This is a genomic window from Terrimonas alba (assembly GCF_042434975.1).
Taxonomy (GTDB): Bacteria; Bacteroidota; Bacteroidia; order Chitinophagales; family Chitinophagaceae; genus Terrimonas_B; species Terrimonas_B alba.
Window position 1 is genome coordinate 554,510 of record NZ_JBHMQM010000003.1, and the last position, 13,179, is coordinate 567,688.

Here is a 13,179-nt window from a genome sequence, read left to right on the forward strand (position 1 = left end):
TATGCATAAACCCAAAGTAACAGTTTTAATGCCTGCATTTAATGCGGCTGAATATATTGCCGAAGCCATCGCTTCGGTACTCGGACAAAGTTTTACCGATTTTGAATTACTCATTATCAATGACGGCTCTATTGACAATACCATCCACGCTATTCAACAATTCAATGATCCACGTATTCGCTTACTGGAACAACAAAGAAAAGGAATTGTCATTGCACTGAACAACGGGCTATCGGCAGCAAGCGGCTGCTATATTGCCCGCTTTGATGCAGATGATATTTGTTTGCCGCAACGCCTGCAGAAACAGGTTGAATTTCTTGACAAGAATCCTGAATATGTATTAGCCGGCTGTGATGCGGAATATATCGCTGAAACAGGAGAGCATCTCTTTAACTTTAGTTGCGCCAGTCATACACATGACGAAATCATGCAACAACTGTATCTCGAGTGTCCGTTTATTCATTCCGGGGTTATGTATCGAAAAGATGCGGTATTGAAAGCAGGGGGCTATCCGGTGTATGCCCATAATTTCGAGGATCATCTTTTATGGATACAGTTGGCGGATCGTGGTCAATACTATAATATCCCCGAACGGTTGATCAAGGTGAGATTCAATCCCGGATCGGCAACAATTGATGAAAGATGGAGAGGCCGGCGTTTTGCCCAACTTAAAAAAGATATCATCCGCCAGGGGTTTGCCACTCAAAAGGAAGGTGATGAATTGCTGAGCATTATCAAAAACCAGGACGTGCAAAAAATAAAAAAGGGTTCCTACTATGCTTTATGTGGCAAAAAATTCCTGCTCAACAATCACCAGCCGCCAAAGGCAAGACAACATCTTGCCAAAGCGATTCATTATTACCCGTTGAGATTCGACAACTACGCATTGTACATGCTTAGTTTTTTTCCGCAATCAATTATTCATTGGTTGCATAGAAGGCTTGACAATACAGAAAAAGCATGAAACTATATAAGCTGCAGGATTCATTAAGAAACAAGATCAGTCTTTATCACCTGGTCCTGTTTCTTATGTTGCTACCCTTCGACAGGTTTTACAGCGAAATTATCGTTATCAGTTTTGTGTTACATACATTTATTCATCTTAGCAAGCCCAGGTTTCAGCAAGCGTTAAACTGGCAAACCCTTACGGTTTACTCTGTATTTCTTGTATCGGTAACCGCGTTACTATGGACCGCTTATGTAAAAGAAGGCTTGCAGGACCTGGAACATCAATTGGTCATCTTGTTATTTCCATTGGCTTTTTCGGTTAGCGATCTGAATTTAGTTCGCTATAAACAAAAATTGCTGCTGTTATTTGCTGCAACCTGTGTAGCAACTATCCTGTATTTATATATTGATGCTATTCGGATCATCATCTATCACCACCTGCCATTGGGAACATTGCTTTCATCTTCATTCCTCAATCACAATTTTTCAGCACCGATTGGCATGCATGCGACTTATTTATCCATGTATGTGTCCTTGTCAATTGCTTTGCTTCTTTATTCCTTTCTAAAAACAAATTCCAAAATAAACCGCATGTTGCTTGCTTTAGGCATGGCCATTCTTTTAGCTGGCCTGCTTCAACTTGCTTCAAAATCAGTACTGATAGCCAGTATCCTTTTTATAATTCCCGGCTTTATCAGCCTGCTTCCAAAGGGAATCAGAAGAAAACTATTTATTGCGATACTATTAGCCGTATTGCTTGTAACAACACTGGCTATAACAAAAATTGAGCCTTTAAAAGAACGATATATAGCTGAAATGAAAGAGGATATGGGGAATGTTTCTATTCAAAACAAGATACTCGAACCCCGAATTATCCGTTGGCAAAGTGCTCTGCCTTTAATAAAAAATAGACCGGTCTTCGGTTATGGCAGCGGCTCGGAAAAAGAATTGTTGAAAGAACAATATTTTGAAAACAAACTCTACAACTCCTACCTCCATGAACTGGACATTCACAATCAATACCTGAGTTTCCTTATCAGGAGTGGAATAGTTGGGTTATTGATATTCCTGGCCACTTTATTTGCCGGGTTTAATCTTGCGTGGCGGAATAAGGATGCTGTTTTTATGAGCTTTATGACCCTTATCAGCATCGTATCTCTTTCGGAAAATATATTGGCAGTGAACAAAGGAATATTTTTTTATGCCTTTTTCTTTTCTCTTTTTATGATTACAGGTAAAAATAATACCGTTCAAAAAAACATCCCTTGAAATCAATTTTTAAAAATACACTGGCTGTCCTTGACACAAAGGAGAAAAACAGGTTCCTGCTGTTGATTTGCCTGGATATTATCATCAGTATAGTCGATGTGCTTTCCCTTGCCCTGTTACTCTGGATCGTTCAGTTTTATATTCAACCTGGCAATAGTTATATACCATCGTTTATTCCATCTTGGATGTCAGATCACAATTCTGCCTGGCCCATCGCTCTCTTTTGTATCTTCTTCGCTGTTAAGAACGCCGCTGCATTTTTTATTGCCAAGGCATATTATAAATTCAACAGCGATGTAGCGATCCGGATATCCTATAACAACTTGTCAGGCTATCAACAATCAAACTACGATGACTTTGTGAATATTGATTCCTCCAAACATATCCGAAGGATCTGTTTTCAGCCATTTGAATTCTGTCAATATATCCTGACCGGTATCCAGCAAATCATTACCCAATCCAGTCTTATCATTATTACGGTTGCAGCCATCCTTATTTTTAATGCAAAACTTTTCCTGTTACTCCTGTTAATCTTACTTCCTCCTGTTATAATCGTTTTTTATTGGATGAAAAAAAGAATGAACCTGGCCCGGCAAAATATCAGGATCCATAACCAACAATCTTACCGTTACCTGATGGATGCGCTAAAAGGATGGGTGGAAAGCAATATCTACAAGCGCCATGGGTTTTTCCTAAACCGCTTTATTCAATCCAGGAAGCAATTCAGTAATGCCCTGTTTGATTCACTGGCTTTGCAAAATATGCCGCCGAGAGTCATTGAAGTTTTTGCCGTGCTTGGACTTTTTGTTCTTATCCTTATTGCAAAAAGTTCAGCGGCTACAGATGAAAGTTTTCTATTGACGATTGGCGCATTTATGGCTGCTGCTTATAAAATCATCCCGGGCATCGTGAAGATCACCAACCAAAGCGGGCAAATGAAAGCCTACGAATTTTCAGCCAGCGATTTGATCAACAAAAACCAACCGCTGCATAAAGATGATGCAGCAATTAATGGCATCCGGTCCGTGCAATTAAAAAATGTTTACTTCAGCTACAACGGGTACCCGGTGCTTGACAATTTTAATCTCAGCATACAACCAGGCGATTTTATTGGCATTACCGGTGTTTCGGGCAAGGGAAAGACAACCATTCTGAATGTATTGTTGGGTTTTATTGAAGCAGCGAAAGGCGAATTAGCGATCAATAATTCAACTCTAAAAAACGGGGAAATAAAAAAGGCCTGGCCTTCGATAGCTTATGTCCGGCAACAAACATTTTTAATTCATGATACCCTCTCCCGGAATATTACATTGGAAGAAGAAGTGGTGAGCAAATCAACGTTGGAGTCTGCCATAAAAATTGCAGGGCTGACAGAGCTGATCAGTCAATCACCGGAAGGATGCGACAAAATGATCACGGAAAATGGAAAGAACATCAGTGGCGGGCAGCAGCAACGAATTGCGATTGCAAGAGCCCTGTACAAGTCCGCGGATATGATTCTGCTGGATGAGCCTTTCAACGAACTGGACGAAAACGCCGAGACTGCATTATTGGAACATTGCCGGAAGTTGGCTCAACAAGGAAAAATGATTGTATTGATCACACATAATAAAAAGAGCCTGGCATATTGTACAAAAATAATTTCATTGGATGGCGGGGAATAAAAATACACTGATCATACTCACTCCCGGCTTTGCCGAAAGCGAAGCAGACACGACATGTCTCCCGATGCAACAACAACTGGTTAAAAGTTTAAGGGAAAATAATCCGGACTTAGCCATTAAAATAATAAGTTTTCAATATCCTTATCATACCAATAAATACAATTGGTTTGACGTGGAAGTAATTCCTTTCAATGGCCAAAATAAAGGAGGGTTGCGCAGGCTATGGCTCAGAAAAAAAATATTTTCCGGGTTAGACATTATTTATAAGAAAGAGGCTGTAACCGGCTTGTTAAGTTTTTGGTATGGCGAATGTGCCGCAGTAGGTAACAAGTATGCAAGAAAGAAAAAGTTACCCCATTTTTGCTGGATATCAGGCCAGGACGCCAGGAAAGAAAATAGGTACCCCGGAAAGATAAAACTACCGCCCGGTTCTCTTGTTGCCCTATCAGATTTCTTGCAGGATGAATTTGAAAAAAATCATCATGCCCGGCCTGAATACGTTATCCCCCCGGGTATTCAGCCACAGCCGGACACCGAATTGATCCGGGAAAAAGATATCGATCTTTTAGCGGTTGGCTCGTTGATTCCGTTGAAACAACATGAGCTATTTATTGAGGTCGTAGCCGAAATAAAAAAGACACACTCTGCAATCAAAGCAGCGCTGGTTGGCAAAGGTGTTCAAATGCAGAAATTGCAGCACATGATTTATCAATTGGCATTGGGAGATAGTATTATACTTACCGGGGAATTACCGCACCCGGAAACATTGCATATGATGAGAAGGTCAAAAATCTTACTGCATCCATCTTCTTACGAAGGTTTTTCCGGCGTTTGCATGGAAGCCTTATCGGAAGCAGCTCATATCATCAGCTTTTGTCAACCTATGAAAACGACAATCAAACAATGGCATATCGTCAATTCAAAAGAAGAGATGATAAAAAAGGTAATCGCCATCCTGAAGGATAAGAACACAACTTATGAAAGAGTATATCCTTACACCATAAAACAAACGGCACAAAAGATTAACGATCTATTTAAAAAAAGATAAAACGGCTTTTGCTGTCTTTTTGAAAGGGACAATGCTTGTGGGCTTATGCTTCCACGCCTGCAAAAATTGCTGTATTGCTTTTGCACTTTCCCGATGCTTCAGGCAGGTTTCACCAAAATTAATATGCGATCTGAACAACGAATCGGCCAGCAAATCCGGCGGCAGCTCGTTACTATACGAACGAATTAATTCAAGTCCCTGGTTATGTCTTTTTACCCAGTTCATACTGCTATAATTTCCGTCATGCAGGCGGCGAAAAAATAGAGGCTCGTAGAGAATGATGGCATTAAAATGTTGGGCCAGCCTTAAAATAAATTCCATATCTGCCACCGGCCTTGTTTCATCAAAACCTCCTATTGATTCAATACACTCCTTTTTTACCATTAAGGTGGGTATGGTGGCAGCCACTTCAGACTTAAAAAATCCAATAAACGCATCCCCGTATTTTGCACCTCCCTTTTGCTTATAAAAATATTCCAGCGGCTCATTTTGATCTTTGAAATTATAGCCCCCCGTTAATGAAAACCCCGCATTTGGATACTCTGAAAAGGCCTGCAATTGTTTTTCCAGTTTGGTGGCCGCCCAAAGATCATCTGAATCAATAAAAGCGATCATGTCGCCGCTGGCTTTTTGTAAACCAATATTTTTGATCTTGCTGCTAATGCCCATCCTCCCGGCCTTATAGAATTGTATCCGGCTGTCCCCGATTGCTTCCACCAATTTTTCCGTGTTATCTTCCGACCCATCATCGACAATGATTAGCTCCCAGCTCGAATAAGTTTGCTGCCGAACGCTTTCAATGGCGTCAACAATATATGCCGCCCTGTTATAAGTTGGCATAATAACACTCACGATATATGTATCAGCTTGAACCTGCATTCTCCTTCTTGTATTTATAGCGCAGTTATTGCCTGGTCAATTTTTTGAGCGATTGCTTCGAAAGAAAGTTCTTTGTTGAATTGCGCTAATACTTTTTCCCGTTCTTTATTGAGATCCATTTTTTGTGTTTGCAGTAAACAATTCAACAAATCTTTTTCATTACCCGCTTCGTATAGCAATCCGCATGTACCCCGGTTCGTCATCTTTTGAAACGAAATAATATTGGTCAGAACAGGGATACAACCACAGGACATGGCTTCACAAGCTGCCACGCCGCCGCTTTCATAATGCGACCCCGAGATAAAAAAGTCAGCTCCGTTATACCAATCCTGCAATTGCCTGTGCGGAACCTGGCCAACAAGAACAATGGCGCCGGATGCCTGTTTGTTTGCCCTGATCAACTTCTTTATATCGTCCAATAGCTCATCTTCCTGGTATATCATATTCAATCTTGCCTGTGGTTGCCAGGAAAGAAAATTTAAAAAAGCCTTTACGACAGTACTGGGATTCTTATTGGCATTCAACCTGCCAACCCATAAAAAAGTAGGAGCCTTAACATCAACCAAATTCTTTCTTCTATCTTTTTCATTGTAAGAAAAAGCAGAAGACACTTCCATGATTTCAACAACCTTCTTTTCCTTTCTTATTATCCCTCTTTCTATCCACTCCCGGGCCATTTCGGATGAAGTAAAAAAATAAGTGTCGATACACCGATCCGCTAAACGCTGAAAAAAACTTCTTATTCCGGAAGCAGGTTTTTCAGCATGATTTTGCACGATGATCTTTGTCCTTTTACCCAATGCAAGCCGAAGCTGTATGATTTGCAGCGGGAAAATAAATCCATGCACCAATACTATGTCAGGACCCTGCTTACGTATAAAACGGTGCATGCGCCGGGGGAAGAAAACAACTCTTCTTTTCAACCGTATAAAATAATAAAAGACACCATTCAGCTGCAGCCAACCTTCATAATCGATTCTTTCGATACTGATGACCTCATGCTCCGCAGCCAGCTTTTCCAGGATACCAGTATAAAAACTGACCCGTTTCAGCCAGGCGTACGGATTGTTGAAAGTTCCATCTTTGTCATAGCTTGTAGTGACTATTTTCATTCTTTGTTGTTTCTATTCGGACGGAAAATATTTTCATAGCTTTAAATATGACGTTGGTAAAAAAAGTATTAAACAAGCTCAATGGGCTCCATTACCAACAGGAGTATTTATGCTTTTCCAAAGAAGCACTGGTACAACCGCTTCATGTTTATCTTACCAAAGAAGGGCAGATCATAAAAGATATTACTGATCAGCACCTCTTTACCGGTTATAATCCTCTTATTATTGCTTTGGCCGGCGAAAGCCATTTACCCCTCCCTGTCAATATTACTATCATTTTTACGCAAAAGGTTTTTCTCCCAAACGATTTTTTTGACCAAAAGGCTGCCCTGGCCGACTTATCATTACGATTGGCGCACAGGTTATCAGCCGGCAGTTATACGCTGTATTTTTTTGAAGGAATAAAAGGTCAGCATCGCTTTATTCATCCTTTTTACCAGTATATGATCGGCTTAAACAACAGGCTCTATAACAGGAAAAAGGGAAATGTGTTCCTGCATGACAACTTGTATAAACAGGTACAGATTGCTTACTCCGTACCGAGAATTATCTCGCTGATCACTGTTGGTCATGGCGAATTATACAATTTATTTCCCACCGACCTTCATGGCCCGGTAAACAATGACTACTATGCAGGATCGCTGCGCTATAACGGCAAGGCATGCCGGCAGGTCGAACAAAGCCGGACGATCCTGCTCACAGAAGTTAACAGCGAATTTTATAAGGCGGCTTATTTACTCGGCAAAAATCATATGCAGGAACTGAAGCCCAAAGAATCCTTTCCTCTCAGCAGCAGGGTCTCGCCCAACCTTCAGCTACCTGTTCCCCTATCAGCCCTTCGCTATAGGGAACTTGATTTGGTCGATTCATTTACACATGGCATTCACCGGCTTTTTAATTTTAAGATCATCTCCTTTCAGCAGGTGGAAAATATCCCCTCCACCCTTGCACATATTCACAACGTGTATGCCACCTGGCGCTACAATCAACATCTGCCGGGCAACTATTTACTGCGTTGATACGATTGGAAACTGTACCAACTGTTTAAAGCCGTCCTGCATGAGCCGGGTCTTATTGTTCAATCCGCGAAGCGCCAATTATAAGCCGAGGATACCTAATTCTATTCTTAGCATAGCCTCTTCTATTGAGGGGCTGTATAATTATGTAATCATAGACGGCAACCTGGAAACCGACCCATGGTCAAAGATTTACAATTATCTCTCCAATGGCGATTTCAGGCATTTTGGTTGCACAGCTATGCCAGGGCCCCAGCTAAAACAAGCCATTCCTATTTCAAAAAAGATCCGTGAGTCATTTCCACAGATCACCATCACCTGGGGAGGCTACTTTGCTTCCAACCAACCAGAGGCTGTTCTGAATTCCGGCTATATAGATTTTATTGTTAACGGGCCAGGCGAAAAGACTTTTCCGGCCTTGCTGAATGCTTTGGAGACAAACTCTTCGTTTGATCAGATCCATAACCTTATTTATAAATCGGGAGATACGATTGTTAAAACTGCCAAAGACGAATTATATGACCAGGATGAACTACCCTCCCTACCCTATGAAAAATTAAACCAGTTTTATCCAATTAATCGTTATTTGGGCAAGACCTATCTCGGCACCAAAACCATCGCTTATCACTCCAGTATGGGCTGCCCGTTCAAATGCTCTTTTTGTGCAGTAGTACCCATTTATAATGCCAGGTGGAAAGGCAAATCGGCCAACAGAATTTATACTGACATTAAATACCTGAAAGAAAATTTTGGCGGCAATGCGATCGAATTTCATGACAACAATTTTTTTGTATCAGAAAAAAGAACCATTGAGTTTGCAAAACTGATCAAACCGGAAAATATGGTATGGTGGGGTGAAGGAAGAATTGACACCATCGATAAATATTCCGATGCCTCATTAGAGCTGATGCGGGAAGGTGGTTGCAAAATGATCTTTTTTGGAGCCGAAACAGGCAATGATGAAATCCTGAAAAAAATGGATAAAGGCGGTACCCAGTCCGCCGCTGAAATAAGAAGTTTCGCCGCAAGAATGGCGAAGTTTGATATCATTCCTGAATATTCATTTGTGTTAGGAACGCCTGCTGATACCCCCGAGCAGGTGATGAAACAAATTGACCAGGATATCGCCTTTATTAAAGAAATTAAAGAAATCAATCCCAAAACTGAGATCATCATTTACGTGTATAGCCCCGTTCCCACCGAAGGAAGTGAAATGTATAAAAAGGTATTGCAGAGCGGCTTTCATTTCCCGGAAAAATTGGAAGACTGGATAAGCCCGCAATGGGAAAGTTTTGACCTGCGCAAAAATCCGTTGACTCCCTGGCTTACACCCGAGATGATTAATAAAATAAAGGATTTTGAAACGGTACTGAATGGCTACTATCCCACCGTTTCAGATATGAAACTGTCTTCGATGAAAAGAAAACTATTGCGGACAGTTTCTTTGATACGTTATAAAACAGGTTTCTTCAACAAACCCTATGAATTAAAGGCCTTACAGCTGCTTTGGAAATATCGTCAACCTGAAATTGAAGGATTTTGAAACCAGTATTAAAACATATTGTCGGCAAAACTTACAAACCCCTGCTGGTAAGATATCTTTCCAAAATAAGACAATATCACCAGGGCGATATTCGCCTTGAAATACCGCCGGAAGTGTTCCATCCGGCTTTCTTTTTTAGTACACAGTTATTGTTACAATATATCGAAGGCATTTCCTTACAGGGAAAACGATTTTTGGAACTGGGTGCAGGTAGCGGCCTGATCTCGATCTATGCTGCAAAAAAGGGAGCCATTGTCACCGCCACGGATATTAACCCGATCGCCATTGAGTGTTTACAAAAAAACAGCCGGAAAAACCGGCAATCGCTAATCATTATTGAATCGGATCTTTTTTTAAACATTCCCATTCAATCATTCGACATCATTGCTATCAATCCCCCATACTATAAAAAACAGCCGCAAACATTTAAAGATTACGCCTGGTGCTGTGGTGAAAACGGTGAATACTTTGAAAATCTTTTTGCCGACGTTGGTGATTACATGCACGATAACACAGGATGCTATATGGTTCTTTTCGACGGATGTGATATGAATATGATATGTAGCAAAGCTGCTCACTACGGCTATCATTTGCAATGTGTGCATTCAGCTAAAAATATACTCGAAGAAAATTTCATTTTTGCGATCACCAAAACATTATGACCCAAACCGGTTATCATATTGCCCAACCTGATTTTGAAACATTATATATTCGTCTGCGCCGCCAGGAAGGACGTATGTACAGCGACGAAGAGGTGATCAACCTGCCCAATATTCAAACTACACATCCGCACTATAAAGAGTGGCAGCTTCGCAAACATTCTTCCCAAAAACTTATTTCTTATCTAAAAAGAAAAAACAAACCACTTGACATATTGGAACCAGGCTGTGGAAACGGGTGGCTATCACACCGGCTTTCATTTATTCCTGGCAGTAGAGTAATAGGCACTGATATCAATTTTACAGAAATACAACAGGCTGCACGGGTTTTTCAGCACATACCTAATCTCCATTTCATGTATGTGTACCTGGAACCCGGAGTATTTAAAGAGAAAAGATTTGATTCCATCATCTTCGCAGCCTCCATTCAGTATTTCGCTTCGATTAATGAAACGATTAAGAACACTATTCCACTCTTAAAACCCGGAGGCGAGATCCATATTATCGACTCACCTTTTTACCAGCTTTTAGAGGTGCCGGGGGCACAGCAGCGTTCACGGCATTACTATGAATCAGCCGGCTTTAGCCAAATGACTGATTTTTATTTTCATCATAGCCTGGATGAATTGCAGGGATATAATTATTCCGTCCTCTCCGATCCTAAAAGCCTGCCCAATAAATTACCTGGTAATAAAAATCCATTTCATTGGATCTGCATTCAGTCAAACCACCCGTAGATGTTTACTCAGTCCACATATGACACCTATAAGCGTTACCGCAGTCTGCAAACAAATATAATAACGAGCCTGCCTATCGTGATCCTGATGCCGCACAGTGCTTGCAACTGCCGGTGCATCATGTGCGACATCTGGAAAGATAATAGCAATCTGAAACAGCTTACAGAAAACGACATAACCGGGCTCCTTGTTTCTTTAAAAAAATTAGGTACTCAGCGAGTGCTGATGTCGGGCGGGGAGGCACTCCTCAATCCAAATTTTTTCCGCTTTTGCGAAATATTGGGAAATCACGGGATAAAAATATCATTGCTTTCAACTGGACTTACACTTAAAAAAAATGCTGAACAACTGGTAAGATGGGTAGATGAAATCATCGTTTCATTAGATGGCAATGAAGAAGTGCACAATACGATACGCAATATACCAGGCGCCTTTCAAAAACTAAAAGAAGGAATACACCATGTAAAAAACTTAGAGCCTAATTTTTCAATCTCGGGAAGAACGGTCATTCACCGGCTCAATTTCCGCCACTGGCCCTCCATTATTGAAGCCGCAAAGGAAATTGGATTGAACAAGATCAGCTTTTTACCAGCCGATACCAGCAGCCATGCATTCAATCGTGAAATATTATGGAGCACTCAGCGGCAACATGAAATATTGATTTCGGAAAATGAACTCCCCGATCTACATAACATTATTGAAACAATTATTCAAAAGCATGAAATTGATTTGCAGCATCATTTTATAGCGGAAAGTCCCGCCAGACTGCGCAATATTTATAATTACTATGCCGCTTTTTACGGGCTGAATCCATTCCCTTATAAAAAATGCAATGCGCCATGGGTGTCAGCGGTAGTGGAAGCCGATGGTACGGTGAGACCTTGTTTTTTTCATGCGCCAATAGGAAATATCCACCGCGAAGAACTCCATACAATTCTCAACAGCGAACATGCTATTGATTTCAGAAAAACCCTTGATATGGACAAAAATGCTATCTGCCAAAAATGTGTGTGCTATTTGAATTTGAAACCAGGGACGAACCTAAGGAAACTATGAAAATAAATTATTGATCGTTTATTCTTCAGCGATAAATCAATAACCATTATCTGTCAAATGAATGCTTTCCCTCTCAAATACTACAAGAAAGACAGTATAATAACCGCTCTTTTTATTTGCCTTTATTCTTTGTGTCTTTTGCTGATAGCTATTTATGCTTACAGGCGACCACTTTACAATTGGGACATGCTGGGATATATTGCCCTGGTTATCCAAAAGACTCATAAGGACGTAAATGAAATACATCAAAAAACCTATAGCAGCGTCAAGGAAGTGGTGCCTGAAACAAATTACACCTTACAAATAGCAGGCAATGAACGTAGAAAAAGATGGGCGGCATATCCTAATGAGTTTTATAGTATTCTCCCTTTTTATGCAATCAAACCGGCGTATGTTGAGCTGGTGAATTTAGCTTATAAGATGGGTTGTTCATTGCCCATCGCAACAGTTTTACCATCTATATTAGCTTATATCTTAATTGGATTTCTTGTATTTTACTGGCTGGCGAAATATTTGAAATTTTTATTCGCCTTTTTAGTGAGTTTATTCATTATGTATTCCGAACCTCTGATATCCCTCGCAAGGTTATCAACTCCGGATGCTTTGTCGGCGCTTTTATTGCTATTTAGTTTTTATTTTATTATTGAAAGGCCTTCGTTGAAGTGGATATTTTTTTCCATGGCATTGTCCATATTTACCCGCCTTGACAATATTATTCCTTGCGTTTGTATCCTTTCTTTTTTGTTTTTGTCTAAGAACTGGCAAAATAAAATGCAACTCAAGTCTTATATCATCATGTTGTCCGCCTTTATTGTATTCTATTTTGGGATTACAACCGCAACATTGAAGCCTTTTGGCTGGAATGTATTTTATTACCCGACATTTATACGACACGTCAACCTTTCCGGAATTGAGTATTCCCATTTTTCGTTAGCAGGCTACCTGGAATTGCTATACTCCCGGCTTATTACTTCGCTATTACATTTTAATGTTCCACTGTTCCTGCTTTTTTTGTTATTCCTCCTGCTCCCTTCTGATTCTCGTTTCCGGAAATTTACATTCGCTCAACAGCTATCCCTTTTATTAGGAGTGCTCATCCTATTGAAGTTTATTTTGTTCCCCGATCTTAGCGACCGGTTCAACATATCTTATTACCTGGTGTTTATTATACTTTTTGCCAAACGGTATAAAAATCTTCTTTCTATGGAACCAAACCAACCAAATCATCTTAAAACTTAAATTCATGAA

Annotated in this window: 12 protein-coding genes; 10 read left to right on the forward strand and 2 right to left on the reverse strand. The window is 40.5% G+C overall.

Annotated features, from left to right (window positions below; genetic code table 11):
- Position 1 precedes the first annotated feature (1 nt).
- The 4 genes from ACFEL9_RS11250 to ACFEL9_RS11265 are packed head-to-tail and all read left to right on the forward strand — an operon-like array spanning position 2 to position 4,929.
- Entirely contained in the window at positions 2–964 is a 963-nt protein-coding gene (locus tag ACFEL9_RS11250; protein WP_385889715.1) for a glycosyltransferase, read from the forward strand.
- The gene (locus tag ACFEL9_RS11255; RefSeq protein WP_385889718.1) at positions 961–2,217 is read left to right on the forward strand and encodes an O-antigen ligase family protein; all 1,257 of its coding nucleotides are present in this window, start codon (positions 961–963) and stop codon (positions 2,215–2,217) included. Before ACFEL9_RS11250 ends, ACFEL9_RS11255 begins: the two co-directional genes overlap by 4 nt.
- Positions 2,214–3,881: an ATP-binding cassette domain-containing protein gene (locus ACFEL9_RS11260; RefSeq protein ID WP_385889720.1), complete on the forward strand. Its 1,668-nt coding sequence runs from the start codon at positions 2,214–2,216 to the stop codon at positions 3,879–3,881. The genes ACFEL9_RS11255 and ACFEL9_RS11260 overlap by 4 nt, the downstream gene beginning before the upstream one ends.
- Complete coding sequence (locus ACFEL9_RS11265; protein WP_385889723.1) at positions 3,868–4,929, forward strand: glycosyltransferase family 4 protein; 1,062 nt, start codon at positions 3,868–3,870, stop codon at positions 4,927–4,929. The genes ACFEL9_RS11260 and ACFEL9_RS11265 overlap by 14 nt, the downstream gene beginning before the upstream one ends.
- On the opposite strand, the gene ACFEL9_RS11270 is transcribed toward ACFEL9_RS11265, so the two are convergent.
- Complete coding sequence (locus ACFEL9_RS11270; protein WP_385889726.1) at positions 4,912–5,808, reverse strand: glycosyltransferase family 2 protein; 897 nt, start codon at positions 5,806–5,808, stop codon at positions 4,912–4,914. The genes ACFEL9_RS11265 and ACFEL9_RS11270 overlap by 18 nt on opposite strands.
- 14 nt (positions 5,809–5,822) lie before the next feature.
- The gene (locus ACFEL9_RS11275) at positions 5,823–6,920 is read right to left on the reverse strand and encodes a glycosyltransferase family 4 protein (protein ID WP_385889728.1); all 1,098 of its coding nucleotides are present in this window, start codon (positions 6,918–6,920) and stop codon (positions 5,823–5,825) included.
- Between the two features lie 47 nt (positions 6,921–6,967).
- Here ACFEL9_RS11275 and ACFEL9_RS11280 point away from each other — a divergent pair, with 47 nt between their 5' ends.
- Genes ACFEL9_RS11280 through ACFEL9_RS11305 form a run of 6 tightly spaced genes read left to right on the forward strand, consistent with a single transcriptional unit; the run spans position 6,968 to position 13,170 of the window.
- Positions 6,968–7,939 (forward strand): hypothetical protein, encoded by a 972-nt coding sequence (locus ACFEL9_RS11280; RefSeq protein WP_385889731.1) that lies wholly within the window; start codon positions 6,968–6,970, stop codon positions 7,937–7,939.
- A gap of 40 nt (positions 7,940–7,979) precedes the next feature.
- The gene (locus ACFEL9_RS11285; RefSeq protein WP_385889734.1) at positions 7,980–9,479 is read left to right on the forward strand and encodes a B12-binding domain-containing radical SAM protein; all 1,500 of its coding nucleotides are present in this window, start codon (positions 7,980–7,982) and stop codon (positions 9,477–9,479) included.
- Entirely contained in the window at positions 9,476–10,141 is a 666-nt protein-coding gene (locus ACFEL9_RS11290; RefSeq protein WP_385889737.1) for a methyltransferase, read from the forward strand. Before ACFEL9_RS11285 ends, ACFEL9_RS11290 begins: the two co-directional genes overlap by 4 nt.
- Positions 10,138–10,875: a class I SAM-dependent methyltransferase gene (locus ACFEL9_RS11295; protein WP_385889740.1), complete on the forward strand. Its 738-nt coding sequence runs from the start codon at positions 10,138–10,140 to the stop codon at positions 10,873–10,875. Before ACFEL9_RS11290 ends, ACFEL9_RS11295 begins: the two co-directional genes overlap by 4 nt.
- Complete coding sequence (locus ACFEL9_RS11300) at positions 10,876–11,931, forward strand: radical SAM protein (RefSeq protein WP_385889743.1); 1,056 nt, start codon at positions 10,876–10,878, stop codon at positions 11,929–11,931. It begins immediately after the preceding gene.
- A 57-nt stretch (positions 11,932–11,988) separates the two neighbouring features.
- Positions 11,989–13,170: a hypothetical protein gene (locus tag ACFEL9_RS11305; RefSeq protein ID WP_385889746.1), complete on the forward strand. Its 1,182-nt coding sequence runs from the start codon at positions 11,989–11,991 to the stop codon at positions 13,168–13,170.
- Positions 13,171–13,179 lie beyond the last annotated feature (9 nt).

Bases quoted from the DNA above. Each gene is read 5' to 3' on its own strand.
- ACFEL9_RS11285 (WP_385889734.1), top strand. From the start codon at position 7,980: ATGAGCCGGGTCTTATTGTTCAATCCGCGAAGCGCCAATTATAAGCCG.
- ACFEL9_RS11265 (WP_385889723.1), top strand. From the start codon at position 3,868: ATGGCGGGGAATAAAAATACACTGATCATACTCACTCCCGGCTTTGCC.
- ACFEL9_RS11300 (WP_385889743.1), top strand. From the start codon at position 10,876: ATGTTTACTCAGTCCACATATGACACCTATAAGCGTTACCGCAGTCTG.
- ACFEL9_RS11255 (WP_385889718.1), top strand. From the start codon at position 961: ATGAAACTATATAAGCTGCAGGATTCATTAAGAAACAAGATCAGTCTT.
- ACFEL9_RS11280 (WP_385889731.1), top strand. From the start codon at position 6,968: ATGACGTTGGTAAAAAAAGTATTAAACAAGCTCAATGGGCTCCATTAC.
- ACFEL9_RS11270 (WP_385889726.1), bottom strand. From the start codon at position 5,808: ATGCAGGTTCAAGCTGATACATATATCGTGAGTGTTATTATGCCAACT.
- ACFEL9_RS11275 (WP_385889728.1), bottom strand. From the start codon at position 6,920: ATGAAAATAGTCACTACAAGCTATGACAAAGATGGAACTTTCAACAAT.
- ACFEL9_RS11250 (WP_385889715.1), top strand. From the start codon at position 2: ATGCATAAACCCAAAGTAACAGTTTTAATGCCTGCATTTAATGCGGCT.
- ACFEL9_RS11295 (WP_385889740.1), top strand. From the start codon at position 10,138: ATGACCCAAACCGGTTATCATATTGCCCAACCTGATTTTGAAACATTA.
- ACFEL9_RS11305 (WP_385889746.1), top strand. From the start codon at position 11,989: ATGAATGCTTTCCCTCTCAAATACTACAAGAAAGACAGTATAATAACC.